The organism is Siccirubricoccus deserti, from assembly GCF_014283215.1.
Lineage (GTDB): Bacteria > Pseudomonadota > Alphaproteobacteria > Acetobacterales > Acetobacteraceae > Siccirubricoccus > Siccirubricoccus deserti.
In genome coordinates this window covers 1-25,402 of the sequence record NZ_JACOMF010000029.1, presented here as the reverse complement: position 1 = coordinate 25,402, position 25,402 = coordinate 1, and the positions used below count along the sequence as shown (strand labels likewise).

Sequence of the window (25,402 nt, the reverse complement as noted above, 5' to 3'; positions counted from 1 at the left end):
GCAGGCTTGCAGCCACCCCGGGTGGTGTCAACCAACGGGCGCCGCCGGCCGAGGTCCTGAAGCATCGCCCGCTGGCAGCGCAAGTCCCTGACAAGAAAAGGTCTTTCCGGCTCTGGTCAGGGCCGGCAGCACATCTGGTGCAAAGGTGCATTGCGCCCTGGCGTCGTGCTGCATGCGGCATGCCGGGGGGCGGCATTGCCGCGCGGGCGTTCCGGCGCTGCAATGCGGCACCGGAGGAAGACCGCATGCCCGATGACCTGATCCGCCTCACCGCAACCGAGGCCGTCGCCCGGCTGAAGCGCCGCGAGATCTCGCCGCTCGATCTCATCGACGCCGCCGAGCGCCGCATCGCCGCGGTGGAGCCGGCGGTGAATGCGCTGCCAACCCTCTGCCTCGACCGCGCCCGCGCCCACGCCCGCCGCATCATGGCGGGGGAGGGCGCGGCGCAATCCGACCATCCTGGCTGGCTCGCCGGCCTGCCGCTGACCATCAAGGACCTGACCGATGTCGCCGGGGTGCGCACCACCTATGGCTCGCCGATCTTCCGCGACCATGTGCCGGAACGCTCGCACCCGCTGGTGACACGCATCGAAGCGCTTGGCGGCATCGTCATCGGCAAGTCGAACACGCCGGAATTCGGCGCCGGCGGTTCCACCTTCAACGAGGTCTTCGGCCGCACCCGCAATCCCTGGAATACCGCGCTGACCTGCGGCGGCAGCACCGGCGGCGGCGCGGTCAGCGTTGCCACCGGCGAGGCCTGGCTGGCGCATGGCACCGACCATGCCGGCAGCCTGCGCCGGCCCGGCACCTACTGCGGCGTGATCGGGCTGCGGCCTTCGCCGGGGCGGGTGACGCGCGGCACCGCCACCAACCTGTTCTCGCCGCTTTCGGTGCATGGGCCGATGGCGCGCAACACCGCCGATGTCGCGCTTTTCCTCGACACCATGGCGGGCTGGGACGTGCTCGATCCGCTGACCTATGAGCCCCCTGCCCGCCCCTATGCGCAATCCCTGGCGCCACGCCCAATGCGCATCGGCTTCACCGCCGATTTCCACGGCGCCCTGCCGGTGGATCGCGAGACCCGCGCCATCTGCGAAGCCGCGGTAAGGCGCTTCGCCGAGGCCGGATGCATCGTGGAGGATGCGGCGCCGGCATTGGAGGCGTTGCAGGAGGCCTTCCTCGTGCTGCGCAGCCAGCATTTTGTGGTGGATCGTGAACTGCAACTCCAGACCCACCGCGCCCTGCTGAAGCCCGACATCATCTGGAACACCGAACGCGGCCTGGCCGCCACCCCGTCCCGCCTTGCCTGGGCGGAACGGGAGCGCGCCGCCTGGTACCGCCGCGTCGCTGCACATTTCTCGAGATTCGACCTGCTGGTGACGCCAGGCGCCGCGACGCCGGCCTTCGACGTGATGCTGCGCCACCCGGAAAGCGTCGCCGGGGTGAAGCTGGAGAACTACATGGCGGCCTCCATGCTGAACGCCGCCATCACCCTGGCCGGCTGCCCGGCCGTCGCGGTGCCCTGCGGGCTCGACCAATATGGCCGGCCCATCGGGTTGCAGATCGCCGCGGCACCGCGGCAGGAGGCGACGGCGCTGACCGCGGCGGCGATGTTCGAGGCGATCACCGGCTTCGACCGCGCCGTGCCGATCGACCCGAAGCCGGGCACCGTGCCGCCGCAGGAACGCCCTGCCTGACCGGCTTGCCCCGAAGCGCCGGCCGGATGATGCTCATCGCCACTCACGTGGAGGAAATGATGAGCGAAGCACCCGTCGTGCGGTTCGAGGTGGTGGAGGGCATCGGTGTCATCACCGTCGACTACCCGCCGGTGAATGCCCTGGGCCCTGGTGTCTCCGACGGCATCGTCGCCGCGGTGGACCAGGGCAACGCCGACCCCGCGGTGCAGGCCATGGTGCTGATGGGCGCCGGGCGCAGTTTCATCGCCGGCGCCGATATCCGCCGCTTCGGCAAGCCGCGCCCGCCCTCGCCCCGCCGCAGCTACGACGCGCTGGATGCCAGCGGGAAGCCGGTGGTTGCCGCCATCCATGGCTATGCGCTGGGCGGCGGGCTGGAGAATGCGCTCGCCTGCCAATACCGGATCGCCGTGCCGAGCGCCAAGGTCGGGCTGCCGGAGGTGCTGATCGGCATCCTGCCCGGCGGCGGCGGCACCCAGCGGCTGCCACGGCTGATCGGCGCCAAGCCGGCGCTGGAGATGATCGTCTCCGGCCGCCATGTGCCGGCGGAGGAGGCCAAGGCGCTGGGCATCCTCGACGCGCTGGTCGCGGGCAAGGACCTGCGGTCCGAGGCCATCGCCTTCGCCAAGGGCATCATCGGCAAGCCAGTGCGCCGCATCAGCACCATGCCGCCGGCCAAGGCCGAGCCCGGTCTGTTCGAGGCGATGCGGAAATCCATCGCCCGCAAGGCTCGCAACCAGACCGCGCCCTACCATTGCATCGCCGCGGTCGAGGCCGCCACCACCCAGGAATTCGCCGAGGGCATGGCCACCGAGCGCCGGCTGTTCAGCGAGCTGGAGAATGCGCCGGAGGCGAAGGCGCTGCGCTACGCCTTTTTCGCCGAGCGCGAGATCGCCCGCATTCCCTTCCTGCCGAAGGACCTGGCGCTGCCGGAGATCCGCACCGCGGCGGTGGTCGGCGCCGGCACCATGGGCGGCGGCATCGCGATGAGCTTCGCCGACCATGGCTTTCCGGTGAAGCTTCTGGATGTCTCGCCGGACTCCCTGGCGCGCGGCCTGCAGCGCATCCGCGACAATTACGCCGTCAGCGTGAAGCGCGGCAGCCTCACCCAGGCGCAGATGGATGAGCGCTTCCCGCTGATCGAGCCGGTCGAGACCTATGAGGCCATCGCCGATTGCGACGTGGTGATCGAGGCAGTGTTCGAGCGGCTGGACGTGAAGCAGGAGGTCTTCGCGAAACTCGACGCGGTGATGAAGCCGGAGGCGGTGCTGCTGACCAACACCTCCGCCATCGACATCGACAAGATCGCCGGCGCGACGCAGCGGCCGCAGATGGTGGCGGGCGCGCATTTCTTCGCCCCGGCCAATGTGATGAAGCTGCTGGAGGTGGTGGAGGGTCCGCGCACCGCCCCCGCCGTGCTGGCGGCGACGATGAAGCTCGGCCGCGCCATAGGCAAGATCAGCGGCTATGCCGGGAATTGCGACGGCTTCGTCGCCAACCGCAGCCGCATCTACTTCACCATGGAACAGAATCTGATGGTGGAGGAAGGCGCGTTGCCGGAGCAGATCGACCGGGTGATGGTCGAGTTCGGCTACCCGATGGGTCCCTTCGCGGTGAACGACATGTCCGGGCTTGACGTCAGCTACCTGACCCGGCGCCGCCGCCTCGCGGAAGATCCCAACTACCGCATGCTGCCGATCCCCGACCGGCTGGTCGAATCCGGCCGCAAGGGGCAGAAGACCGGCGCTGGCTGGTACCGCTACGAGAAGGGCGACCGCACCCCGCATGTCGATCCCGAGGTGCATCGCATCATCAAGGAGGTCGCGGCGGAGCAGGGCATCGAGCAACGCCCCTTCACCGACGAGGAGGTGCTGCGTCGCCTGCTCTTCGCCGGGCTGAACGAGGCCTGCAAGATCATCGAGGAGGACAAGGCGCTGCGGGCCAGCGACATCGACGTGATGTGGCTGAACGGCTTCGGCTTCCCGCGTTACCGGGGCGGGCTGATGTTCTGGGCCGACAGCATCGGTGCGCAGGAGATCTACAACCAGATCGCCGCCTGGCACCAGCGTTACGGCGACCGCTGGCGGCCGAGCGAGTTGCTGCGGCAGATCGCGGAGTCCGGCGGGCAGCTGAAGGACGCGAAATCGCCGCGACTGCGGTGAGCTTGCGGGCGGGGGCGTCATGCCCCCGCCCAAATCGTCCGGGGAGGCGACCCGCCTCCCCGGCCATGCTCCGGCTCAGCCCACGCGGGCGCCGGAACGCTCGACCACCGCGCGCCAGCGGACCACCTCTTCGGCGACGAACGTCCGCAACGGCTCGCCCATGCGCATCAGCGGCATGCTGCCGGTGCCCATCAGCGTCTGCGCGACGCGCGGCTCGGCCAGCACCTTCGACAGCGCCTCCGCCATCTTGTTGACGATCGGCGCCGGTGTCGCCGCCTGCAGCATGATCGCCGACCAGCTCGAATTCTGGGCGCCGGACAGCCCGGCCTCGGCCATGGTCGGCACCTCGGGCAAGGCCGCCAACCGTGTCCCGCCGGTGGTCGCCAGCGGCCGCAGCCGTCCGGCTTCGAGGAAGGCGCGGGTCGCCACCAGATAGTCAAACATGATGTCGGTCCGCCCGGCGACCAGATCATTCAGCCCTGGCGCGCTGCCCTGATAGGGCACATGGGTGAATTGCACCCCGGCCGCGAGCTGGAACAGCTCGGCCGACATATGCACCCCCGTGCCGATGCCGGAGGAGGAGTAGGTCACCTCGCCCGGCCGCGCCTTCGCATAGGCGATCAGCGAGGCGACATCCTTGAACGGCCGGTCCGGATTGGCGACCAGCAGCAGCGGCGTCAACGTCAGCCCGTGCACCGGCACGAAGTCGCGCATCGCCTCGTAACGGATATTGCGATAGAGCACTGGATTTGTCGCCATGGTGCCCTGAGTTCCGTACAGCATGGTGTAGCCATCCGGCGCCGCACGCGCCGCCGCCTCGGTGCCGATGCCACCACCTGCACCGGGCCGGTTTTCCACCACCACCTGCTGGCCAAGCAGCGCGCCGAGCGGCTGGGCGACGAGGCGGGAGGAGGTGTCGGTAATGCCGCCCGGGGTGAAGGGCACGATCCAGCTGATCGGCCGCGTCGGCCAGGCCTGGGCCCGAGCCACGGCAGGGGCAAAAAGGGCGGCGCCAAGCGCCGACCGTCGGGTAAACTTGGACATGCGGGTCTCCTCCGGCTTTTCAAAGCGTGGTTTTGCCGGATCATGCCAGCCTCGTCGCAACGGGGCGACCCCGAACCATGCCGAAATCAGGGAGGAGACACATGCGCTGGAAGATCGGCAAGGTCAGCGTGACCAAGGTGGTGGAGCTGGAGATGGCCGGCGGCAGCCGGTTCCTGCTGCCGCAGGCGACGCCGGAGGCGGTGCGCGACATCCCCTGGCTGATCCCCGATTTCGCCGATGAGAATGGCCGGCTCCGCCTCAGCATCCATGCGCTGATCATCGAGACGCCGGAGCGGCGCATCATGGTCGACACCTGCCTCGGCAATGACAAGCAGGGGCGGAAGATCCCGCATTGGAATGCCCGGCAGGGCAGCTTCCTCAGCGACCTCGCCGCGGCGGGCTATCCGGCGGAGAGCATCGACACCGTGCTCTGTACCCATCTGCACACCGATCATGTCGGCTGGAACACCATGCTGGTGGATGGCGCCTGGCGGCCAACCTTTCCGCGCGCCAGCTACCTGTTCGGCCGGCAGGAGTTCGAACACTGGTCGCGGCAGGAGGCGAACGAGGTGCAGCGCACGGTCTTCGCGGACTCCGTCTGGCCTATCGTCGAGGCCGGGCTGGCCGATTTCGTCGAGGCCGACCACCAGCTCTGCGAGGAGGTGCGGCTGGTGCCGAGCTTCGGCCATACGCCCGGCCATGTCAGCGTCCACATCGCCTCCGAGGGCGAGGAAGCCTTCATCACCGGCGACATCGCCCACCATCCCTGCCAGCTCGCGCGGCCGCAGTGGAACTCCACCGCCGACGTCGACCCGCCGGCGGCGGAGGCGACCCGGCGGCGGGTGTTCGGCGGCCTGGCCGGCCAGCGAGTGCTGGTGATAGGCACCCATTTCGCCGGCCCCACCGCCGGCCGCGTGGTGACGGATGGCAACGGGTTCCGGCTCATGACCTGCTGGTAGCCAGGGACGCCACGACCCAGTCGTGGGAGCAGGAGAAGTCATGGCCGGATGCATCCACAGCATGGCCATGCGGTATTCTTTCCGCAGGGGTTGCCGTGGCGCGGCAAAGCCGATGCCACGGTTTGCGGAGCACCGGAGCCACAAGGCTGGCGGTCGCGGCCCGGCATCGCTATCTAGTTGGCATGTTTCGTCTGATCCGGATGTTCGCGCTGCTGCTGATCCTGCTGCTGGCTGGCGCCTGGGCATTTGCCTGGGCGACGCGAGCCCCGGGGGAAGGTCTGGCCGAGGCCTTCGCGAACCGCATCGCCATGCTGTTTGGCGGCAATGCGCCGGTTGCCGCCATGGGCGGCGTCTCGCTGCCACAGGGAATGGCACTCGGTGGCGCCTTCACCCTGGTGGACCAGACCGGCCGCACGGTGACCGAACGCGACTACGCCGGACGTTGGATGCTGATCTACTTCGGCTACAGCTTCTGCCCGGATGTCTGCCCGACCGAACTCGGCGTCATGACCACCGCGATCGACCAGCTCGGCCCGGTGGGGGAGCAGGTGGTGCCGGTGTTCATCACGGTCGATCCCCAGCGCGACACGCCGGCGCATCTGGCGGACTACGTCAGCCGCTTCCACCCGCGCCTGCAGGGGCTGACCGGCACGCCGGAGCAGGTGGCCGAGGCGGCACGGCGCTACCGGGTGTATTTCTCCAAGGTGCAGCGGCCCGACATGACCGACTACCTGATGGACCACTCAAGCTTCGTCTTCCTGGTTGGCCCCGATTCGCGGGTGCGCAGCCTGTTCCGGCCGGAAACCACGCCCGAAGCGATGGCGGCGGCGGTCGCGGCACAACTCGGCGGCAACTCGCGGCGGAGTTGAGCAGCCGAGGCATGCAAGAGTGATCAATATTTGCTAAGCTAGAGTCGGTTGTCCGCCGAGGTGGCCGTCCAACCGTGTGGAGACCCAATGATGGTGGATGAGGGATCCGATCAGGAAGGCGGCCGCGACGCTTCGCGCGGCAGTGCGACTCCGAGGCATAGTCGTCGCCTCTCCGACAAGATCTTGATCGCCTTCCATCATGCCTGCGATCAGGCGGATTTCGAGGTTGCCGAGCAATTGCTGCGCATCCTCGAAATGATGCTGACGCGGCGGCCAGTGTCTCCGGATACGAACCGCCGCCGCAACATGGAAAGCCTGGTTGCGGCGCATGAGCGGCTCTGGCACCTGCGCCACCCGGATACGCCCGACCGCTAGAGCACGTCCTTCAGGCTTCCAGCGATCCGCTCTAGCCGGCCAGCCCAGCCGCGTCCCGCAGCACGGCGGTGGCGGCCGCGGTGAAGCCGCCTGTGCCATGCAGCACCAGCCCAGGCTCCACCCGCGCCGGGCCGCGGCCGCCACGCCGCCCCTGCAGCAGGATGCGCTTGGCCAGCACCCCTTCGCGTGGCCAGAAGGGCAGCAGCCGTGCGCTGCCACAGCCAGCCGCGGCAAGGGCGGCCATCCCTGCCTCCAGCCGCGCCGCCGGCAGGATCAACGACAGGCTGCCTCGTCCGGTCAGCGGCGCGGCCAGGAAGCGCGCCCAATCCTCCAGCCGCGCCGCCTCATGGGTCGCGGCGCGGCGCAGCGCCTCGGGCGGCGCGGTGCCGCCAGGCCAATAGGGCGGGTTGGCGAAAGCGTGATCACATTGCGGCAAGCCGCGCGCCAACGCCAGGTCACGGACATCGCCCTCGATCACCTCGACCTGCGCCGACAGCCCGTTCGCCGCGGCATTCGCCCGTGCCAGCGCCGCCAGCCCGGCATCCTGCTCCACCGCCAGGATGCGCAACCCCGGCACCCGGGCAGCAAGGCAAAGGAAGGCAGCGCCACTGCCGCATCCCGCCTCCAGCACCAGCTGTCCCGGCCGCGCCGCGACGCCGGCCGCCAGCAGCACCGCATCCAGCCCGGCACGAAGTCCGCGCCGCGGCTGGCGCAGCCGCACCCGGCCGCCAAGCAGCTGGTCATCCGTGGTATCCGGGCTCACCGGTGCGGCTCGCCGGCCTCGGCGAGGACCCGCCGAGCCTGCTCCAGCTGCGCCGCCGCCACCGCCAGCCGGCGCGGAAACGCGCCGATTCCGCCCTCCAGCGCGCTGATATGGGCATCCAGCACCAGGCTCGGGATGCCCGCATCCGCCAGCAGCGCCACCAGGAAGCTCAACCTGATCGGCTCCACACTCTCTGCCACCACGCGGATCATTGCTGAAATCCTTGATTTCGCTGCGCTTGCCGCCATGTGGCAGCCTCGTTATGGTGCCGCCCCCTATGCCAGGGTCAAGCAAAGTGGACGCGGAAGCGAGAGCGATGCCGGTTGCGTCGCCAATCATATCGACCGCGTCCGGCGAGGATGCACTTAACGCGCTCACGGAACTCGTGCGCCCGGATCTCGAAGCCTGCAACCGGCTGATCGTCGATCGCATGCAGAGCCCGGTCGCGCTGATTCCGCAGCTGGCGGCGCATATCGTCGCCGCCGGCGGCAAGCGACTGCGGCCGCTGCTCACCCTCGCCGCGGCGCGACTCTGCGGCTACCGCGGTGACCGGCATGTGGCGCTGGCCGCCTGCGTCGAGTTCATCCACACCGCGACCTTGCTGCACGACGACGTGGTGGACGAAAGCGCGCTGCGCCGTGGCCAGGCCAGCGCCAATGCGCTGTTCGGCAACAAGCCCTCCGTCCTGGTCGGCGATTTCCTCTTCGCCCGCGCCTTCCAGGTGATGGTGGAGGATGGCGACCTGGCGGTGCTGGCGATCCTGTCCAATGCCGCCGCGACCATCGCCGAGGGCGAGGTTCTGCAGCTTGTCACCCAGAACGACACCGCCACCACCGAGGAGCAGTACCTGCAGGTGATCGAGGGCAAGACCGCCGCGCTCTTCGCCGCCGCGACCCGGATCGGCGCGGTGGTGGCCAGGCGCCCAGCGGCGGAGGTCGAGGCGCTGGACGCCTATGGCCGCAACCTTGGTACGGCCTTTCAGCTCACTGACGACGCGCTGGACTACTCGGCCAGGCAGGAACAGCTCGGCAAGACCGTCGGCGACGATTTTCGCGAGGGCAAGATCACCCTGCCCGTCCTGCTGGCCTTCGCCCGTGGCAGCGAAGCGGAGCGCGGCTTCTGGCGCCGCACCCTGGAGGCGCGAGAACAGGGCGAGGCCGATCTGGCCGAGGCCCAGGCACTGATGCAGCGGCACGGGGCGCTGCGCGACACGGTGGGCCGGGCGCAGCATTACGGCGATGCGGCGCTGGCGGCGCTGGCCACCTTCCCGGACGGGCCGGAGCGCCGCGCCCTGGCAGGCATCGTCGCCTTCTGCATCGCCCGGGCGCGCTGAGCCAGGACCGGGCTGCGCCGCGGCGTTCAGCCCAGTTCGCCGGCCCCGCCTTCAGCGGCGCCGGTCAGTACAAGCCGCCCATGCCCCGATCCACCCCGCCCGCCGAGCCATGCGACTCGCCATCGCCCGGAGGCCGGGCTGCATTCTCGGTGCCCGGCCGGAACGCCTCCAGGTAGCTGCCGCCATCCGCTGGCACCCGCACCAGCGCCACGCCGGGCGGCGCCCGGAACGGCACCGGCGGGCTGCCGCGCAGCGCCGCTTCCAGCACCTCGCGAAAGATCGGCGCGGCGTTGGTGCCGCCGGTCTCGCCATTGCCGAGGGTCCGCGGCTCGTCGAAGCCCATCCAGACCGCGATGACGATATCGGGCGTGAAGCCGACGAACCAATTATCGACATAGTCATTGGTGGTGCCGGTCTTGCCGGCGATCGGTCGGCCGAGCCCCTGCCCGGCCCGCGTTCCGGTGCCGCGCGACACCACCCCGGTCAGCAGGTTCACCATCTGGTAGGCGGCGATCGGGTCGGTGATCTGCCGCCGCTCATCGGTCAGCTCCGGCGGCCCGCCATCCGGGGTGTCGGCGTCGCAGCCGCGGCAGGCACGGGCGTCGCTGCGCCAGACCACCTCGCCGCGGGCGCCCTGCACGCTGTCGATCAGGGTCGGCGTCACCTGCCGCCCGCCGTTGACGAAGCTGGCGTAGCCGGCCGCCATGCGCAGCACCGTGGTCTCGCCCGAACCCAGCGCCATGGCCAGATAGCGCGGCATATGGTCGATGACACCGAAGCGCGCCGCGGTCTCCGAGACCTTGTCCATCCCGACCTCCTGCGCCACCCGCACGGTGACGAGGTTGAGGCTGCGCTCCAACGCCTGGCGGATGGTGACGTAGCCGTTGTAGCTGCCGGCGTTGTAGTTGGACGGCCGCCAGACACCCTGCGGCGTGTTCACCTCGATCGGGCCGTCGAGGAAGCGCTGGTTCGGCGGCACGCCCGCCTCCAGCGCCGGCAGGTAGACAAAGGGCTTGAAGGAGGATCCGGGCTGGCGCTGCGCCTGGGTGGCGCGGTTGAACTGGCTCTTCTCGAAGGACCAGCCGCCGGTCATCGCCAGCACCCGGCCAGTGGCGGGGTCGAGCGCCACGATCGCCCCCTCCACCTGCGGAATCTGCCGCAGCGCCAGGCGGTCTGGGCGGCCCGTGGCCCGCGGCTGGCCGGCGCCGGCGGGCAGCACCTCCACCAGCACCACATCGCCGGCGGCGACCACATCGGCCATGCGGCGCGGCGCCGGGCCGAATCGTCCCTCGCCCAGCGCCCGGCGGGCCCAGCCGAGATCCTCGAACGCCAGCACCCCGGTGCGCGGCTGCGGCGCGGCGCGCGGATCGGGCCGCTCGACCCAGCCGAGCCGCGCCTCGTTCCCCCGTAGCTCCAGCACCGCCGCCAGCCGCCATTCCGGCAGGGCGCCGCCGGGGCGCTGCACCGCCTCCAGCTGCGGCATCCATTCGGTGGCTCCGGCGGAGATGCGCGCCACCGGCCCGCGCCAGCCGCCGCGCCGGCGGTCATAGGCCGATAGGCCGCTGCGCAGCGCCGCTTCGGTCGCTGCCTGCAGCGCCGGGTCGAGGGTGGTGCGCACCACCAGCCCGCCCTCGATGGTGCGGTGCTGGCCGAAGCGGGCGATCAGGTCGCGGCGGACCTCCTCGGTGAAATGCTGGCCGACCGCCACCACCTCCGGCCGCCGCTGCGGACGGGGGATGATGGGCTCGGCCTTGGCCGCCTCGGCCTCGGCCGCGGTGATCGCGCCATCCTCGGCCATCCGGTCCAGCACCCAGTCGCGGCGGGCGCGGGCGGCCTCCGGGAAGCGCTGCGGGTTGTAGTTGTTGGGCGCCTTGGGCAGCACCGCGAGGAAGGCGGACTCGCCCAGGGTGAGCTCATCGAGTCCCTTGTTGAAATAGGCTTGCGCCGCGGCGGCGACGCCATAGGCCTGGGCGCCGAGGAAGATCTCGTTGAGATAGATCTCGAGGATGCGCTCCTTCGGCAGCGCCGCCTCGATGCGCAGCGCCAGGATCGCCTCCCGGACCTTGCGCATCAGGGTGCGGTCGGCGCCGACCAGCATGTTCTTGGCGACCTGCTGGGTGATGGTGGAGGCGCCGCCCATCCGCCGGCCGCTGCCGTATTGCTCGAGGTTGGTGACGACGGCGCGCAGGATGCCGATGGGATCGACGCCGGGATGCTCCCAGAAGCGCTGGTCCTCGGCGCTGACGAAGGCCGCCTGGAGCCGGCGCGGGATCGCCTCGATGGGGACGAAGACCCGGCGCTCGGCGGCGAGTTCGGCCAGCAGCCGGCTGTCGGCGGCGTAGATGCGCGACATCTGCGGCGGCTGGTAGTCGGCCAGCCAACTGTAGTCCGGCAGTTCCGCGTCAATGCTGCGGTAAAGCCCATAGGCGCCGACCGCGCCGCCCAGCGCCACCATGGCGAGCAGCACGAAGAGGATGCGGAAGATGCCGAAGCCACGGCGGCGGCGGCGGGGCTTTGGCGGCGGCTTGCGCGGCGGCGGCGCCACGCCACGTGGGTCGGCGGTGATGTCGAAATTGGGCTCGGCGCGGTGATCGGGGGGGGCCATGCGACAGTCCATACACCGGCTCACCGCAGGCGACGATGCCGGCAGACCCCGCATATGGGTGAGCGACACGGCTTGACCATGACGCCGGGGCCGGCCGCACGCCGAAACACCACTATGTCATGCGCCACAGGACGCACCTTGTCACGCGCCCTGGCGCGGCGCGCGGCCATGCGCCCGGTCCCGGTCGGGCGACCGTCCCCTTGCCAAGACTCCTTGGTGGCGACCCGATGGCCGGGATCAGCCGACGCCGGCCACCAGTTCGCCGCGGCCACTGAGGAAGCCGTGCACTGCCTCGGCCAGCGCGGTGGCCAGCTTCCGGCGATGCGCCGCGCGGTTCAGCGCCGCCTCGTCCTTCGGATGCGAGAGGAAGCCCATCTCGACCAGCGCCGAGGGCACGTCGGGCGCCTTCAGCACCACGAAGCCGGCGCGGCGATGGGTGTTGGGCAGCAGCGGTACCTTGCCCTGCAGCGCCGCCACGGTCAGCCGGGCGATCCGGTCGGCGCCGCTGCGGGTCTCCTGCCGCATCAGGCTGAGCAGGATACGCTGCACCTCGGGCGAGACCGAGGGCAGCCGCAGCCCGCCGGCCCGGTCGGCCTGGTTCTCCCGCTGCGCCAGCGCCGCGGCCAGTCGGTCGCTGGCGGTCTCCGACAGGGTGTAGACGCTGGCGCCCCGGGCGCCCGGGGCGCTATCGGCGTGCAACGAGAGGAACAGCGCCGCCTCCCGCCGCCGTGCCAGCTCGATCCGGTCGCCGAGCGGGATGAAGACGTCGCGCGTGCGGGTCAGCGCGACGCGGCAGCGGCCGGCCGCCTCCAACTGGCGCTTCAGCTCCAGCGCGGCGGCCAGGGTGATGCGCTTCTCATGGGTGCCCTGGGCGCCGATCGCGCCGGGATCGCGCCCGCCATGACCGGGATCCAGCACCACCAGGGGCAGCCGCCCGCGCGGCGCGGCCGCGGCGGCCAGCACCCGGCCATTGGCCAATCGGGCGAATCCGGCAGCGGAGCCGGGGACCAGTTCGAGCACCAGCCGGCGGCCGGTGGCGGTGATGCTCGGCGCCGCCACCGGGCGGGCGAGGGTGAGCACCAGTTGCTGCGCCAGCCCGCTGCCCTGGCGCCGCACCTCCTTCACCACCCCGGAACCGCGCAGCCGGTCCGGGCCCTGCCAGGGCAGGCCAGGCAGGTCGAGGATCAGCCGCGGTGGGGTGTTGGCGGCGCTCAGCGCCCAGGCCACCGGCCGGCCGAGCGGCACCACCAGCCGGGTGCGGCCACGCACCGTGGCCAGCACCGGCGCGGCGGCCAGAACCGGAGAGGCGGTGGCCAGCGCCAGGGCGAGGCCCAGCAGGCCACGGCGCGACCATCCGGTCGCCGCGGAAGAATTGTCGCCGGTATCCATGCCCCTAATCCCCCCGGGTCATGTCGGCCTGGGCGAGGCCCGGGAGGCCATGCCAGCAAGGCCATTGCGCGACATCCCCCGATGTCGCGCGACCCAAACTAGCATCGGCTCGCCCTCGGTTCCACTATTGAGCGAGTGGAATGAATACCGTGGCAGCGCATCGGCCTTGTGGAAGGCGTTTGCCTCTCATAAGGTGGGCCGCCCCGGCGGTGCCCGCTGCCGGCGGAGGATTACGGCGCCGCCGCAACCGGCAGGCCATGGGACCCCCTTTGGGCCATGCGGCCGGGGTTGCGGTGCGCGGCAGGCCGGCATGGGACCGAAGGTTCCGCGTTTCGCCGGCCCGCCCCCTGTTTTGCGGCCCCCGGCACAGGCCGAGGGGTCCGGCAGGGCAGCCTCCTTTGCCCGTGCGGGATCTGTCGCGCCAAGATCCTCGGCTGCCCTTCGGCATGGATGCGTCCTGCCTGCGGCTGCCTCGGTGGCTGCGTGACCGAACGCCGTCCTGCCTGCCCTGCCAGGGCAGCAGACGGGGCGTGAACCCAGGGGCGTCGCCCCGGGCCGCCACCGCTTGCCGTCCAGGCATCCTCCTGGGGCGCGCGTGGTTCCCGGGCCCGGCCCCCGCCGAGCGAGGAGGTGACGCCGCAGCATGCTCGTGTCTTGCGCCGCATCGCCGCCCCTGCCCGGGACACCTCACCCCGATCCGCCGTGCCGCACTCCGGTGCCGCGCGGCGCGGAGCAACCGCTTCGATGACCAAGCGCATGCTGATCGACGCATCCCACGCGGAAGAAACCCGCGTGGTGGTGCTGGACGGCAACCGGCTAGAGGAATTCGACCTCGAGGCCGCCAATCGCCTTCCGCTGAAGGGCAACATCTACCTGGCCAAGGTGGTCCGGGTCGAACCCAGCCTGCAGGCCGCTTTCGTGGAATACGGCGGCAACCGCCACGGCTTCCTGGCCTTCGGTGAAATCCACCCGGATTACTACCAGATCCCGATCGCCGACCGGCAGCGCCTGCTGGAGATGCAGGCCGCCGAGGCGCGCGAGGAGGAGGAGGCCGAGGAAGCCGCCGACGCCGCCGCGGAACACCCCGAGGCGCCGGCCGCGGAGGCCGCGGCTCCCGAGGCCGCCGCCGAGAACGAGCCCACCGCCCCCCCGGCCCCCGAGGTCGAGGTCGCGGCCGAACCCTCCGCCGAGGCGTCGCCGGCTGAGGCCGCCGTGCCCGAGGCTCCGCTGGCCGAGGCCACCCCGGCCGAGTCTGAGCTGGCCGAGGCCGCCCCCGTGGTGGAAATCCTTGCCGCCCCACCAGTCGAAACGGCTGTACAGCGTCCAGCCGAAGCCCCGGCCACCGCGGGGGCGATCGCCGAAGCCGCCACGGCCGAGGTCGCCGATACCGAAGCCACCACGGCGCCCGCCGTCGCCGCAGCCGTCCCCGGCGACGGCGACCAGCCCGAACTCGACGGCCAGGCCAGCCACCGCCATGAGGCGGGCAACGGCCTCGACCGCGGCGACGGCGACAGCGACAGCGAGGAGGAGGCGCCGCCGCCCGAGACCATCGGCGGCGAAGGCTCCGAGGAGGTGGCGCGGGAGCGCCGCCTCACCCCCCGCTTCATGCGCCACTACAAGATCCAGGAAGTGATCCGCCGCCGGCAGATCATGCTGGTCCAGGTGGTCAAGGAGGAGCGTGGCACCAAGGGCGCGGCGCTGACCACCTACATCTCCCTCGCCGGCCGCTTCTCCGTGCTGATGCCGAACTCGCCGCGTGGCGGCGGCGTCTCCCGCAAGATCACCTCCACCACCGACCGCAAGCGGCTGCGCGAGGTGATCGACGATCTCGGCCTGCCGCAGGGCATGTCGCTGATCGTCCGCACCGCCGGCGCCCAGCGGCCGAAGCCCGAGATCCGCCGCGACTGCGAATACCTGCTGCGGCTGTGGGACAATATCCGCGAGCGCACCCTCTCCTCCACCGCCCCGGCGCTGATCTACGAGGAAGCCGACCTCATCAAGCGCTCGATCCGCGACGTCTTCTCGCGTGATGTCGAGGAGATCCTGGTGGATGGGGAGCCGGCCTACCAGGAAGCCCGCGAGTTCATGCGCATGCTGATGCCGCAGCATGCCCGCAAGATCCAGCTCTACCGCGACGGCGGCCTGTTCGCCCGGCACCAGGTGGAGCAGCAGCTCGATGCCATGCACAGCCCGACGGTGCAGCTCCGCTCCGGCGGCTACATCGTCATCAACCAGACCGAGGCGCTGGTCGCCATCGATGTGAACTCGGGCCGCTCGACGCGTGAGCGGCATATCGAGGACACCGCGCTCCGCACCAACCTTGAGGCCGCCGACGAGATCGCACGGCAGCTCCGGCTGCGCGACCTTGCCGGCCTCATTGTCATCGACTTCATCGACATGGAGTCGAGCCGCAACGACGGCATGGTGGAACGCCGGCTGAAGGAGGCTCTGCGGTTCGATCGCGCCCGCATCCAGGTCGGCCGGATCAGCCATTTCGGCCTGCTGGAAATGTCGCGGCAGCGGCTGCGCCCCTCGCTGACCGAGACCACCTTCGTCACCTGCTCGCATTGTCAGGGCCGCGGCCAGGTCCGCAGCGTCGAGAGCAGCGCGCTGCAGGTGCTGCGCGCGGTCGAGGAGGAAGGCGCCCGGCGCCGCACCGCCGAGCTCTGCGTGCATGTGGCAAGTTCGATCGCGCTCTACCTGCTGAACCGCAAGCGCGACAAGCTGGCGGCGATCGAGGCGCGCTTCGGCATGTCGGTGCTGTTCGAGCCGGATGACACGCTGCTGCCGCCGGCCTTCCGGCTGGAGAAGCTGCGCGCCGCCGATCCGGCCCGGGTGGCCGAGACCAGCCCCGCCGCGCTGCGCATGGATTTCGCCCCGGAGCCCGAGCCGGAGGAGGAGGTGGCCGAGGAGGCCGATGCCGAATCCCAGGCCGCCGGTCGCGACGAAGCCCCGCGGCCGCCCCGCGATGGCGAGACCGAGGCCGAGGCCGAGGCCAGCCGCCGCAAGCGCCGCCGGCGCCGGCGGCGCGGCGGCAACGGCACCCGCCCTGATGCCGGCGTGCCGCTCGGCGCCTCGGGCGAGGCCGAGGATGACGAGGAGGATGGCGAGGAGGCCGAGGAGCAGTCCACCGCCGAAGCCAGCGTGGAGCCGGTCGGCAGGCCGGCCGCAGAGGGCAATGCCCCGGGCGGTGCCGAGGCCGGCGCCGAAGCCGCAAGCGATGCCGGCGGCGAAGCCACGGCCGAGACCGCCGAGGATGGCACCGAGGAAGGCCGCGACGGCACCCGCCGCCGCCGCCGCCGCCGCCGCCCGGCCCGGTCCGAGGGCGCCGAGGCCCCTGCCCACGCGCCGGAGCCGATGGCGCAGCCGACGCCGCGCTACCTCGGCCCGACCCCGGCCGACCCCTTCGCCGGCCAGGTCGACGACATACTGGCGGCGATGGAAGCCGCTGAAGCGGCAGCCGAAGCCGCCGCCGCGGCCAGCCGCCGCGCCCGAGCCGCCGCCACGGTGGTGAGCGGGACGCCAGCCGCACCGGAGGCCGAGGCGCCGGCGGCCGAGGTGGCCCCCACCGAAGCCCTGGCCGCCGAGGCACCGGCCGAGGTGGTCGAGGCGGCAGCCGAGCCGGGTCCAGCAGCACCGCCGGAGGAGCCGGTTGCCCTCGCCCCGCCGCCGCCACCCGAGCCTGAGCCTGAGCCTGAGCCTGTCGTGGCGCCGGAGGAGCCGGTCGTGACCGCCCCGCCGCCGCCCGAACCAGCCCCCGAGCCGGTTGCGGCAGCACCGGAGGAACCGGCGCAGGGACCGGTGGTGCAGCCGGTCAGCGTCGATGCGCTCGACCCGGCGGCGCCGCGCAAGCGTGGATGGTGGAGGCGGTAGCCAGCCGCGGCAGCCATTGAAGTGGATTCACGCAGGCCAGGAACGGCCTGCGTGAGATCCCTTTCTGAACGCAAGGAATAATGGGGCTTTGCCCCGCAACCTCCCTCACCAAGGGCCGAAGTCCCTTGGAACCCATCATTCAAACTGCTGGATTCCAAAGGCCCTTCGGCCTTTGGCGGGGTGAGATTGAGACTCGAAAGGGTCGTCACAGCCGAAGCCGGCTACAACGCCTCGCCTTCCACCTTGCGCCGCAGCTCGCGCAGCCGGTCGGCACCGCCGGCCATCTTCGGGTTGATCTCCAGGGCCGCCTGCAGGCTGCGCAGCGCTCCTGCGGCATCCCCGGCTTCCTCCTGCGCTGCCGCCAGAGTCAGCAGGGCGGCCCAGTGCCGGGACTCGAGCCGCAGCACCTCCTGCAGGTCCCGCACCGCCGCCGAGATGTCGCCGGCACGGAGATAGGCCTGGGCGCGGAGATGCCAGGCCTCGGGAAGGTCCGGTGCCAGGGTGATGGCGGCGTCGAAATCCTCCAGCGCCTCCACCGGCAGTTGCGCCTCCACATTGCGGACACCGCGGCGCAACAGCAGGGCCACCGCGGGGGTGGCGGCCTGCGCCCAGAGTTGGCGGATACGGGCTTCCACCAGCGCCGCGCCAGCATCATCCGGCGCGGTGCGCAGCGCCTCGAAGGCGCGGTCCAGCTCCGCCTTGCGGGCCTCGGCACCGCGCGGCGCGGGGGCCATGTGCGGCGCCTGGGACAGCGCATCAGGCGCCAGCACGGCGGGGGCGATCAGCAGCAGCAGGGCGGGGAGCCAGCGCATGCCACGAACCTCGGGCGCCAGCCGGCGCTTGGCAAGGCCTTCCCGTGCAGCCCTCAGCGCCCGAGCCGCAGCCCGGCCCGCTCGACAATCGCCTTGAACTTCGCCACCTCGGCGGCGAGGAAGGCACGGGTGCTCTCCGGCGTGCTGGGCGCCGCGGGATCGACGCCGGCGGCCATCATCCGCTCTGCGACCGCTCGGTCCTCAAGCGTTGACCGCACCGCGGCGGACAAGGCCCGGGCGATCGGCGCCGGCAGGCCGCGCGGCGCCACCAGCAGGTTCCAGGTGCTGATCTCGAAGCCGGTCAGCCCGATCTCGTCGAGCGTCGGGATGTCCGGGAACAGCGGGTGCCGCCGCAGCGAGGACACCGCCAGGCCGCGCGACAGCCCATCCCGCAGATGCGGTGCGGTGGAGGCCAGCACCTCCAGCGAGTAGTCCACCTCCCCCTTGGCCAGCGCCTCCATCACCGCCGAGCCGCCGCGATACGGCACATGCTCCGCCTGGAGGTTGCCCGAGGCCGACTTGATGGCCTCCCCGGTCAGGTGGCCGATGCCGCCGGCCCCGCTGGTCGCCCAGCTGTAGCGGCCGGGCTCCGCCTTCACCGCATCCAGCAGCGCGCGGGCGCTGCGGAAGCGTGACTGCGCCGGCACCACCAGCACCATCGGCCCGCCGCCGACGATGGCGATCTGGGTGAAATCCTCGACCGGGTCATAGGGGGTCTGCGCCGGCATCGCCGCCGGGTTGGTGCCGAGCGCGGAGGCCGAGGCAAGCAGCAGGGTGTAGCCATCCGCCGGCCGGTGCCGGACCCATTCGCTGCCGACCGAGCCGCCGGCCCCGGCCCGGTTCTCGACGATGATCCGCGCATTGGGCCCGAGCTTCGGCGCCATCCGCTCGGCCAGGATGCGGGCGGCGATGTCGGTGGAGCCGCCGGCGAGGAAGGGCACCACCAGGCTGATCGGTCGGTCGGGGTAGCTGTTCTGGGCCAGGGCGGGGCGGGCCAGGGCGGCGGCGAGCAGTGGCAGGGCGCGGCGAGGCAAAGCAGGCATGGTTGTCTCCTCGATGCCGTCCCATGCCTCGAACGCGGTACACGCGCAATTCGCGACGATCGCCGCGCCGCCGCGTTCGCCGCAGCAACCCATTCCCACACGTTCCCACCCGGAGACGTCCGATGCCGGCGGAGTCGAAACCCAGCCCCCTTCTCCTCGGCGCGCTGGCGGCGAGCGGCCTGCTGCTGGCCGCCTTCACCGCCAACCGCGCCGACCACCCCGCGCCGGTCCCCCGCGACGCGCCACACCGCCGCGCAGCCCGCGGCAGCGACCACCCGTCTGACCGCGCCCCGGGACACCTGTCCGACCACGGCCACGACGCCGCGCACCCGAAGGACATCCCGCCCCGCGGCTGGTGGGAGATCCTGAAGCGCACCGTCTCGGAGGTTTCCGACGACCGGGTGCTGACGGAGGCCGCCGGCGTCACCTTCTATACCCTGCTGGCACTCTTCCCGGCGCTGGCCGCGCTGATCTCGATCTACGGGCTGTTCGCCGAGCCGGCGACCATCTCCGAACACCTCGACGCGCTCGCCGGCGTGGTGCCGGGCGGCGGGGTGGAGATCGTCAATGAGCAGGTGCGGCGGATCACCGCCAAAGGCGACACCGCGCTCGGCTTCGGTGCCATCATCGGCCTCGCCACCTCGCTGTGGTCGGCCAACCAGGCGATGAAGGCGATCGTCGATGCGCTGAACATCGTTTACGGGGAGAAGGAGAAGCGCGGCTTCTTCCGCCGGCTGCTGGTGACCATGGCCTTCACCGTCGCCAGCATCCTGTTCCTGGTGCTGGCGATGGCAGGCGTCGTCGTACTGCCCATCGCGCTGAAGTTCATCGGCCTCGGCGGCGTGCTGGACACGGTGCTGCGGCTGGCCCGCTGGCCGGTAATGCTGCTGGTGGTCGGCCTCTTTCTCGCCTGCCTCTACCGCTACGGGCCAAGCCGGGAGCAGGCGCAATGGCGCTGGGTAAGCTGGGGCAGCGCGGTGGCCGCAATCAGCTGGCTGGCCTTCTCGCTCGGCTTCTCCTGGTACGTGGCGAATTTCGGCAACTACAATGAGACCTATGGCTCGCTGGGCGCGGTGATCGGCTTCATGACCTGGATCTGGCTCTCGGCGACGGTGGTGCTGGCCGGGGCGGAGCTGGATGCCGAGATGGAGCACCAGACCGCGCGCGATACCACCACCGGGCCGGAACGGCCGATGGGCGGCCGCGGGGCCCGCATGGCGGATACCGTGGCAAGCTGAGCGGCCGGGCGCCGAGGACAAGGCCGATCGGCGCCGGAGCCGCCACCGTGCTACTGCGGCGGCAGCCGCAGCACGAGACCCGGCGCCACCGCCTGCGCCGACTCCAGCACCGGCTGGTTGGCCTCGAGGATGCCGCGTGCCGCGGCGGCATTGCCGTAATGCCGCTCGGCGATGCTCTCCAGCGTCTCCTGCGGCCCGACGATGTGGAACAGGCTGCCGCCGGCGCCGAAGCGCTCGCTCGACTCGGGCCGCGCCTCATGCACCGCCTCCGCCGCCGGGGCGGTGCTTGCGCTGCCGGGCGGCAGCCGGGCGAAGCTGCCGAGGCTTTCGAGCAGGCCCGGGGTTTCGGCGTTGCTCAGCCGGTCATCCACCAGGCCGATGCCATGCAGATTGCCCGCGGCCAGCACCAGCCGCTCCTGCGTCGCGCCATCGGCCACCCGGCCGCTCAGCGTGACCGTCCCACCCGCCACCCGCACCTCGATGCCGGGGTGCGGCAGGCCGAGCGCATCCAGCCTGGCCAGCACCGCGGCGGCGTTGGGCGGGGTGCCGGCGGAGGCAAGGCCGGCATCGACGGGGAAGCGGAAACGGGACATGGCGATCTCCTGTCGGTGCGTTGGATCAACCGGTGCCATGCCGCCGGGTTGCGCGGCGGCTGGCGGCGCCCCACCCTCTCCTGTCATGGAAACGCCGCTGCTGGTCCAGCCCGACCCCGCCGACCCGCGCCTCACTCGCCGGGTGAGCGGCCTCGACCACACCGGCGCCCGGATCAAGACCAGCGTCACCGTGGAACGGCCGCTGACGCTCTATCTGAACGGGCAGGAGATCGTCACCATGATGACGATCCTTGACCGGCCGGAGGATCTGGCGCTCGGCTATCTGCTGAACCAGGGCATGCTGCGGCGCGACGATGCGGTGACGGGCATCGACTACGACGACGACCTGCAGGTGGTGGTGGTGCGCACCGAACGCGCCACCAACTACGAGGTCAAGCTGAAGAAGAAGACCCTGACCAGCGGCTGCGCCCAGGGCACCGCCTTCGGTGACCTGATGGAGGATTTTTCCGAGGCCCGGCTTCCGCTGTCGGCCGAGATGCGCACTTCCGACCTCTACCGCCTGCTGCACCGGATCAACACCCTGCCGACGCTTTACCTGGAAGCCGGGGCGATCCATGGCTGCGCGCTGTGCCGGGCGGATGAACCGCTGGTCTACATGGAGGATGTCGGCCGCCACAATGCGGTGGACAAGATCGCCGGCTGGATGTTCCGTACCGGCTGCGAACCGGCGGACAAGATCTTCTACACCACCGGCCGGCTGACCTCGGAGATGGTGATCAAGACCGTCCGCATGGGCATCCCCATCCTGATCTCCCGCAGCGGCTTCACCGCCTGGGGCGTGGAGCTGGCGCAGCAGGTCGGGCTGACCCTGATCGGCCGCTGCAAGGGCAAGCGCTTCGTCGCCCTGGCCGGCGAGCAGCGCATCGTCTTCGACGCCGACCTTGCCTATGTGCCAGAGGAAAGCGCGAAGCACTGGCGGAAGAACAGCCGGGAGGCGGAGGATGCCGCCTGATCCGGCGGGGGGAATCCTCGCCGTCATCCTGGCCGGCGGGCTGGCCCGGCGGATGGGCGGCGGCGACAAGCCGTTGCGGCTGCTCGGCGGCAGGCCGCTGCTCGACCATGTGCTGGCGCGCATCCGGCCGCAGGCGGCGGCGGTGATCCTGAACGCCAATGGCGACCCTTCGCGCTTCGCCAAATACGATCTGCCAGTGGTGCCTGACCCGCTGCCCGACTTTCCCGGGCCGCTGGCCGGGGTGCTGGCGGCGCTCGATTGGGCCGCGGCGGAGCGGCCCGACCTGCCAACCGTGCTCTCCGTCCCCGGCGACGGCCCCTTCCTGCCGCCCGATCTGGCGGCGCGGCTGGAGACGGCGCGGCAGGCCGCCAGGGTGCCGATGGCCTGCGCCGCCTCCGGCGGCTGGACCCATCCGCCGATCGCCCTCTGGCCGGTGGCGCTGCGAGGCGAGCTGCGCGCCGCGCTGCTGGCCGGTGAGAAGAAGATCGACCGCTGGACCGCCCGCTTCGGCTGCGCCACGGCGGAATGGCCGGTGGTCCCGGTCGATCCCTTCTTCAACGCCAATGCGCCGGAGGATCTGGCGGCGGCGGAAGCGCTCTTGCAAGCGGGCGGTGGCGGAACCATACGCTCGGGCGATATCCACTCCAGGGAGCACCCGCCGTGAAGGCCTTCCTCATCGGCACCATCGTCGCCGTCGCCCTGGCCACCGCCGCTGCCCTGGTGCTGGACAACGAGGTCCAGCGCACCGCCGAACAGCACTATCAGACCGGCGCGGTGAGGCTGTAGCCATCGGCACGGGTTGCCGCCGCCGCCTGATGGGCCGATCCTGACACCTGGTCCCCAGGCGCCAGGGGAATCGGTCCAGCGGCCAGGACGGCCTTGTCACGCATGCTCAATTTTCTTCGACGGCATTCCAGCATCCTGATCATCAGCGGCATCGGCCTCGTCGCCGGGGCGCTGGTCTGGGGGCTGCACGGCCCCGTGGCCTTCATCGGCGCCCTCGGCGTCGCCTTCGACGTCTTCCTGATGGTACTGCCGGCAATGCTGGCGGGGCTTCTGCTGGCCGGCAGCCTGAAGCAGTTGATCCCCGCCGGCGCCCTGGCAAAGTGGATGGGCGAGGAAAGCGGCTGGCGCGGGCTGATGGTGGCCAGCCTTTGCGGCATGGTAATGCCAGGCGGTCCGATGGCCGCCTTCCCGCTGGTGCTGGTGCTGGCCCAGGCGGGGGCGGACCGCGGCGCGCTGATCGCCTTCGTCGTTGCCTGGGCGCTGAATGGCTTCCAGCGCGTGCTGGTGTGGGAGGTGCCGCTACTCGGCGCCGATTTCGCCCTGCTGCGCTTCCTCTGCGGCCTGCCGATGCCCTTCATTGCCGGGGCGCTGGCACGACGGGTGCCGATTCGCTGGGCACCCCCGGGCGCCACCCTGCCGGCCGAGGGCGCTACCAGCCCCCACGCGGCGGCCAGCCGGCCACGGGCCGGCCTATGACCCCCGGGCAGTTCCTGCTCATCGCCGCGGCGCTCATCGCCTTCGGCCTGGCGCTGCGGCGCGGCGTACCGACAGCCCAGCGGGCGCTGCGGGAGACCGGGCAGACCATCACCCGGGTGCTGCCGCTGCTGCTGGTGGCGCTGCCGATGGCCGCCTTCCTGGCGGAGCTGATCCCGCCGGATGTCGCCGCCGGCTGGCTGGGACCGGAGAGCGGGCTGCCCGGCATCGCCATCGCCTCTCTGGCGGGCGGCTTCATCCCGGGCGGGCCCTTCGTCTCCTTCCCGCTGGTGCTGACCTTCATCAAGGCGGGGGCCGGCGGGCCGCAGATGGTAGCACTGATCACCGGCTGGGCGATCCTCGGCTTCCATCGGGTGATCGCCTGGGAATGGCCGGTGCTGGGGCCGCGCTTCATCGCCATCCGGCTGATCGCCTCCTTCGCCCTGCCGGTGCTGGCGGGGCTGCTGGCCGGGCTGCTGCTGCCCTTCTTCCCGCACGCACTGGTTAGACCGTAGGGCGGAGGCCGGGTGGCCGCAGCCGGCGATGCTCACGCCCAGCCATTGGCCGCCACGATCACCCCCGCCCAGCCCAGCAGGGCGAGGCCCAGCGGCCGGCTCAGCCGCCATCCCCAGGCAAGGTTCTTCTCGGCCGCCATCACCGCCCCGAGCAGCTGCATCCAGCCGATATTGCCGGTGCCCACGACGAACATCAGCAGCATGATCGCCCAGCAGCAGCCGACGCAGAACAGCCCGTGATGCGCGCCGAGCCGCAGCGCATCCCGCCGCGGCGTCCGCCCATGCCAATGCTGGATGATGAAGCCGAGCGGCGTGCGGCAGCGGTCGAGGCAATGGTATTTGAGCCGGCTGAACTGGAACAGCCCGGCCAGCGCCAGCACGCCGGCGCCGAGGACCCAGGCATGGAAGGCCAGCCAGTCGGATTGCCGCACGGCCTCGTGCAGGGCGAGGTCCAGCAGATGCGCCGCCACGCCGAAGCCCAGCCACACCAGCAGGTAGCCGGCGACCAGCAGCGCGAGCAGTCCGGTGCGGTCGCCGCGCGCGGCAATCAGCCGATCGAAGCGCCGCAGCAGCGGCAGGATGGTCGGCAGCATCATCGCCGCGGTCATCAGCAGCCAGCCGCCGGCGTAGAGCAGCCCCGGCAACAGCAGCTCGCCCGCCGGCAGCACGCGGCAGATCCCCGCCGCCAGGCCAAGCTCGGTCCAGCGGCCATGGTCGAGATAGCGGCCGTAGGGGCTCTGCTCCCAGAGGAGCAGCGCCACCCAGGCAATCCCCACCAGCCCCCCCATGATCGGGACCAGCCATGGCCGCCCGGGCGCCGCCGGCATGAAGGCCGGCATGGTCAGGCGTCGAAGACGAAGGTGCTCTGCAACGCGTTGTGGCCTTCGAGATCGAGGTCGTGGCCCAGCTCGGCGTGCTTCGAGCGGTAGCGCGTCGCCTTGCCGACGAAGACCGGTGCGCCGGGCACGGTGGAGAAGATGGTGTTGCTGAGCGTCGTGACCGCGCCGTCCGGGCCCTTGTAGTGGTCCATCTCGGCATGGCTGGTGTCGCCCACCTTCAGCGTGCCCTTGCCTTCATTCACATCGAAGGTGATCGGCACGCGCTGCACGGAGATGACCTCGCCGACCAGCTTCGCGAGTTCGGCCACTGGCCCGCCGAGCTTGCCGGTGTAGACATCCAGCAGCGCCTTCTCCTGCGCATCCGTGGTGCCCTGGTCGAGGTAAAGGGCCATGCGGAAATTGCCGGCCAGGACGTTACCGGGGATGTGCGAGACGATGGCCAGCGTCCGCCCCGCCACGTCGACGCCCTGGATCGTGCCCGCGTCGAAGTGGTAGGCGAGGACCGAATCGCAGGTGCCGTTGTCGGGATCCTCGCCGATCCAGCACGGGCAGAGGACGCGGCAGTCACAGACCTCGAGCAGACGTCCTTCCAGATGATAGGCCATGGCTCACCCCCGTTGTGATGCATCCTGTCCTGTAATGGTGCCGCCAGGTCAGCCGGGAGCGTTCAGCCGCAAATCCCCGGCTGGTCCGTGGAAATGCCGGACCTGATGAGGCTAGGGCGGAATCCGATCATTCTGGTTCATAGCCTGCGGCGGTGAAGTAGTTTCGGCACTCTTCCGGGGTAAAGCGTGGCAGGGCGTCGCGGATGGCATCCCAGAGCCCGTCGATGGTCCGCGCGGCG

At 71.2% G+C, this 25,402-nt stretch carries 23 protein-coding genes and 1 pseudogene; 13 read left to right on the top strand and 11 right to left on the bottom strand.

Annotation, left to right across the window (positions count from 1 at the left end):
• Positions 1-245 precede the first annotated feature (245 nt).
• Positions 246-1,697, top strand: coding sequence for an amidase (locus tag H7965_RS19395; RefSeq protein ID WP_186772240.1), 1,452 nt, complete (start codon positions 246-248; stop codon positions 1,695-1,697).
• Positions 1,698-1,756: 59 nt separating this feature from the next.
• Complete coding sequence (locus tag H7965_RS19390; RefSeq protein ID WP_186772239.1) at positions 1,757-3,856, top strand: 3-hydroxyacyl-CoA dehydrogenase NAD-binding domain-containing protein; 2,100 nt, start codon at positions 1,757-1,759, stop codon at positions 3,854-3,856.
• Between the two features lie 75 nt (positions 3,857-3,931).
• Here H7965_RS19390 and H7965_RS19385 read toward each other — a convergent pair whose 3' ends face one another.
• Entirely contained in the window at positions 3,932-4,900 is a 969-nt protein-coding gene (locus H7965_RS19385; protein WP_186772238.1) for a Bug family tripartite tricarboxylate transporter substrate binding protein, read from the bottom strand.
• 101 nt (positions 4,901-5,001) lie between these two features.
• On the opposite strand from H7965_RS19385, the gene H7965_RS19380 reads away from it, so the two are divergent.
• The 3 genes from H7965_RS19380 (at position 5,002) to H7965_RS19370 (ending at position 7,103) form a co-directional block, all read left to right on the top strand.
• Positions 5,002-5,859 carry an MBL fold metallo-hydrolase gene (locus H7965_RS19380; protein WP_186772237.1) on the top strand — a complete coding sequence of 286 codons (858 nt, stop codon included), beginning with the start codon at positions 5,002-5,004 and terminating at the stop codon, positions 5,857-5,859.
• 182 nt (positions 5,860-6,041) lie between these two features.
• Entirely contained in the window at positions 6,042-6,728 is a 687-nt protein-coding gene (locus H7965_RS19375) for an SCO family protein (RefSeq protein ID WP_186772236.1), read from the top strand.
• Positions 6,729-6,818: 90 nt separating this feature from the next.
• Positions 6,819-7,103 carry a hypothetical protein gene (locus tag H7965_RS19370; RefSeq protein WP_186772268.1) on the top strand — a complete coding sequence of 95 codons (285 nt, stop codon included), beginning with the start codon at positions 6,819-6,821 and terminating at the stop codon, positions 7,101-7,103.
• A gap of 31 nt (positions 7,104-7,134) precedes the next feature.
• Here the strand turns inward: H7965_RS19370 and H7965_RS19365 are convergent, their stop codons facing one another.
• A complete protein-coding gene (locus tag H7965_RS19365) occupies positions 7,135-7,866 on the bottom strand; it encodes a tRNA1(Val) (adenine(37)-N6)-methyltransferase (protein WP_186772235.1) in 732 nt (243 codons plus the stop codon).
• On the bottom strand, positions 7,863-8,078 hold the full coding sequence (locus H7965_RS19360) for a putative signal transducing protein (RefSeq protein WP_186772234.1): 216 nt from the start codon (positions 8,076-8,078) through the stop codon (positions 7,863-7,865). The genes H7965_RS19365 and H7965_RS19360 overlap by 4 nt, the downstream gene beginning before the upstream one ends.
• A gap of 104 nt (positions 8,079-8,182) precedes the next feature.
• Here H7965_RS19360 and H7965_RS19355 point away from each other — a divergent pair, with 104 nt between their 5' ends.
• Complete coding sequence (locus tag H7965_RS19355; protein ID WP_186772233.1) at positions 8,183-9,199, top strand: polyprenyl synthetase family protein; 1,017 nt, start codon at positions 8,183-8,185, stop codon at positions 9,197-9,199.
• A 64-nt stretch (positions 9,200-9,263) separates the two neighbouring features.
• On the opposite strand, the gene H7965_RS19350 is transcribed toward H7965_RS19355, so the two are convergent.
• The gene (locus tag H7965_RS19350) at positions 9,264-11,804 is read right to left on the bottom strand and encodes a penicillin-binding protein 1A (RefSeq protein WP_229682714.1); all 2,541 of its coding nucleotides are present in this window, start codon (positions 11,802-11,804) and stop codon (positions 9,264-9,266) included.
• A 237-nt stretch (positions 11,805-12,041) separates the two neighbouring features.
• Positions 12,042-13,193: an N-acetylmuramoyl-L-alanine amidase family protein gene (locus H7965_RS19345; protein ID WP_186772231.1), complete on the bottom strand. Its 1,152-nt coding sequence runs from the start codon at positions 13,191-13,193 to the stop codon at positions 12,042-12,044.
• A 744-nt stretch (positions 13,194-13,937) separates the two neighbouring features.
• Here H7965_RS19345 and H7965_RS19340 point away from each other — a divergent pair.
• Entirely contained in the window at positions 13,938-17,066 is a 3,129-nt protein-coding gene (locus H7965_RS19340) for an Rne/Rng family ribonuclease (RefSeq protein ID WP_186772230.1), read from the top strand.
• Positions 17,067-17,287: 221 nt separating this feature from the next.
• Here the strand turns inward: H7965_RS19340 and H7965_RS19335 are convergent, their stop codons facing one another.
• Complete coding sequence (locus H7965_RS19335) at positions 17,288-17,878, bottom strand: tetratricopeptide repeat protein (protein WP_186772229.1); 591 nt, start codon at positions 17,876-17,878, stop codon at positions 17,288-17,290.
• A 53-nt stretch (positions 17,879-17,931) separates the two neighbouring features.
• Entirely contained in the window at positions 17,932-18,921 is a 990-nt protein-coding gene (locus H7965_RS19330) for a Bug family tripartite tricarboxylate transporter substrate binding protein (protein WP_186772228.1), read from the bottom strand.
• 122 nt (positions 18,922-19,043) lie between these two features.
• Between H7965_RS19330 and H7965_RS19325 the strand changes: the two genes are divergently transcribed.
• A complete protein-coding gene (locus tag H7965_RS19325; RefSeq protein ID WP_186772227.1) occupies positions 19,044-20,159 on the top strand; it encodes a YihY/virulence factor BrkB family protein in 1,116 nt (371 codons plus the stop codon).
• Between the two features lie 50 nt (positions 20,160-20,209).
• On the opposite strand, the gene H7965_RS19320 is transcribed toward H7965_RS19325, so the two are convergent.
• The gene (locus tag H7965_RS19320) at positions 20,210-20,752 is read right to left on the bottom strand and encodes a BON domain-containing protein (RefSeq protein WP_186772226.1); all 543 of its coding nucleotides are present in this window, start codon (positions 20,750-20,752) and stop codon (positions 20,210-20,212) included.
• A gap of 85 nt (positions 20,753-20,837) precedes the next feature.
• On the opposite strand from H7965_RS19320, the gene fdhD reads away from it, so the two are divergent.
• From fdhD to H7965_RS19300, 5 genes are all read left to right on the top strand, one after another.
• The gene (gene fdhD, locus H7965_RS19315) at positions 20,838-21,725 is read left to right on the top strand and encodes a formate dehydrogenase accessory sulfurtransferase FdhD (protein ID WP_186772225.1); all 888 of its coding nucleotides are present in this window, start codon (positions 20,838-20,840) and stop codon (positions 21,723-21,725) included.
• Positions 21,715-22,389 (top strand): molybdenum cofactor guanylyltransferase MobA, encoded by a 675-nt coding sequence (mobA, locus tag H7965_RS19310; RefSeq protein WP_186772224.1) that lies wholly within the window; start codon positions 21,715-21,717, stop codon positions 22,387-22,389. The genes fdhD and mobA overlap by 11 nt, the downstream gene beginning before the upstream one ends.
• Positions 22,386-22,511 carry a hypothetical protein gene (locus tag H7965_RS31100; protein ID WP_261394307.1) on the top strand — a complete coding sequence of 42 codons (126 nt, stop codon included), beginning with the start codon at positions 22,386-22,388 and terminating at the stop codon, positions 22,509-22,511. The genes mobA and H7965_RS31100 overlap by 4 nt, the downstream gene beginning before the upstream one ends.
• Positions 22,512-22,613: 102 nt before the next feature.
• Positions 22,614-23,207: a permease gene (locus H7965_RS19305; RefSeq protein WP_186772223.1), complete on the top strand. Its 594-nt coding sequence runs from the start codon at positions 22,614-22,616 to the stop codon at positions 23,205-23,207.
• Positions 23,204-23,719, top strand: a complete 516-nt coding sequence (locus H7965_RS19300; RefSeq protein WP_186772222.1) for a hypothetical protein — start codon at positions 23,204-23,206, stop codon at positions 23,717-23,719. The genes H7965_RS19305 and H7965_RS19300 overlap by 4 nt, the downstream gene beginning before the upstream one ends.
• 32 nt (positions 23,720-23,751) lie before the next feature.
• Here the strand turns inward: H7965_RS19300 and H7965_RS19295 are convergent, their stop codons facing one another.
• The 3 genes and pseudogenes from H7965_RS19295 to H7965_RS19285 all read right to left on the bottom strand — a co-directional run.
• Entirely contained in the window at positions 23,752-24,558 is an 807-nt protein-coding gene (locus H7965_RS19295) for a DUF2182 domain-containing protein (RefSeq protein ID WP_222440711.1), read from the bottom strand.
• 2 nt (positions 24,559-24,560) lie between these two features.
• Positions 24,561-25,163 (bottom strand): DUF1326 domain-containing protein, encoded by a 603-nt coding sequence (locus tag H7965_RS19290; protein WP_186772221.1) that lies wholly within the window; start codon positions 25,161-25,163, stop codon positions 24,561-24,563.
• Between the two features lie 127 nt (positions 25,164-25,290).
• A pseudogene (locus tag H7965_RS19285) lies at positions 25,291-25,402 on the bottom strand (IS630 family transposase); the annotation flags it as partial.

Excerpts from the sequence above, each read along its gene's own strand:
- H7965_RS19395 (WP_186772240.1), top strand. The coding sequence starts at position 246 with ATGCCCGATGACCTGATCCGCCTCACCGCAACCGAGGCCGTCGCCCGG.
- H7965_RS19390 (WP_186772239.1), top strand. The coding sequence starts at position 1,757 with ATGAGCGAAGCACCCGTCGTGCGGTTCGAGGTGGTGGAGGGCATCGGT.
- H7965_RS19385 (WP_186772238.1), bottom strand. The coding sequence starts at position 4,900 with ATGTCCAAGTTTACCCGACGGTCGGCGCTTGGCGCCGCCCTTTTTGCC.
- H7965_RS19380 (WP_186772237.1), top strand. The coding sequence starts at position 5,002 with ATGCGCTGGAAGATCGGCAAGGTCAGCGTGACCAAGGTGGTGGAGCTG.
- H7965_RS19375 (WP_186772236.1), top strand. The coding sequence starts at position 6,042 with ATGTTTCGTCTGATCCGGATGTTCGCGCTGCTGCTGATCCTGCTGCTG.
- H7965_RS19370 (WP_186772268.1), top strand. The coding sequence starts at position 6,819 with ATGGTGGATGAGGGATCCGATCAGGAAGGCGGCCGCGACGCTTCGCGC.
- H7965_RS19360 (WP_186772234.1), bottom strand. The coding sequence starts at position 8,078 with ATGATCCGCGTGGTGGCAGAGAGTGTGGAGCCGATCAGGTTGAGCTTC.
- H7965_RS19355 (WP_186772233.1), top strand. The coding sequence starts at position 8,183 with ATGCCGGTTGCGTCGCCAATCATATCGACCGCGTCCGGCGAGGATGCA.
- H7965_RS19350 (WP_229682714.1), bottom strand. The coding sequence starts at position 11,804 with ATGGCCCCCCCCGATCACCGCGCCGAGCCCAATTTCGACATCACCGCC.
- H7965_RS19345 (WP_186772231.1), bottom strand. The coding sequence starts at position 13,193 with ATGGATACCGGCGACAATTCTTCCGCGGCGACCGGATGGTCGCGCCGT.
- H7965_RS19340 (WP_186772230.1), top strand. The coding sequence starts at position 13,938 with ATGACCAAGCGCATGCTGATCGACGCATCCCACGCGGAAGAAACCCGC.
- H7965_RS19335 (WP_186772229.1), bottom strand. The coding sequence starts at position 17,878 with ATGCGCTGGCTCCCCGCCCTGCTGCTGCTGATCGCCCCCGCCGTGCTG.
- H7965_RS19330 (WP_186772228.1), bottom strand. The coding sequence starts at position 18,921 with ATGCCTGCTTTGCCTCGCCGCGCCCTGCCACTGCTCGCCGCCGCCCTG.
- H7965_RS19325 (WP_186772227.1), top strand. The coding sequence starts at position 19,044 with ATGCCGGCGGAGTCGAAACCCAGCCCCCTTCTCCTCGGCGCGCTGGCG.
- H7965_RS19320 (WP_186772226.1), bottom strand. The coding sequence starts at position 20,752 with ATGTCCCGTTTCCGCTTCCCCGTCGATGCCGGCCTTGCCTCCGCCGGC.
- fdhD (WP_186772225.1), top strand. The coding sequence starts at position 20,838 with ATGGAAACGCCGCTGCTGGTCCAGCCCGACCCCGCCGACCCGCGCCTC.
- mobA (WP_186772224.1), top strand. The coding sequence starts at position 21,715 with ATGCCGCCTGATCCGGCGGGGGGAATCCTCGCCGTCATCCTGGCCGGC.
- H7965_RS19305 (WP_186772223.1), top strand. The coding sequence starts at position 22,614 with ATGCTCAATTTTCTTCGACGGCATTCCAGCATCCTGATCATCAGCGGC.
- H7965_RS19300 (WP_186772222.1), top strand. The coding sequence starts at position 23,204 with ATGACCCCCGGGCAGTTCCTGCTCATCGCCGCGGCGCTCATCGCCTTC.
- H7965_RS19295 (WP_222440711.1), bottom strand. The coding sequence starts at position 24,558 with ATGCCGGCCTTCATGCCGGCGGCGCCCGGGCGGCCATGGCTGGTCCCG.
- H7965_RS19290 (WP_186772221.1), bottom strand. The coding sequence starts at position 25,163 with ATGGCCTATCATCTGGAAGGACGTCTGCTCGAGGTCTGTGACTGCCGC.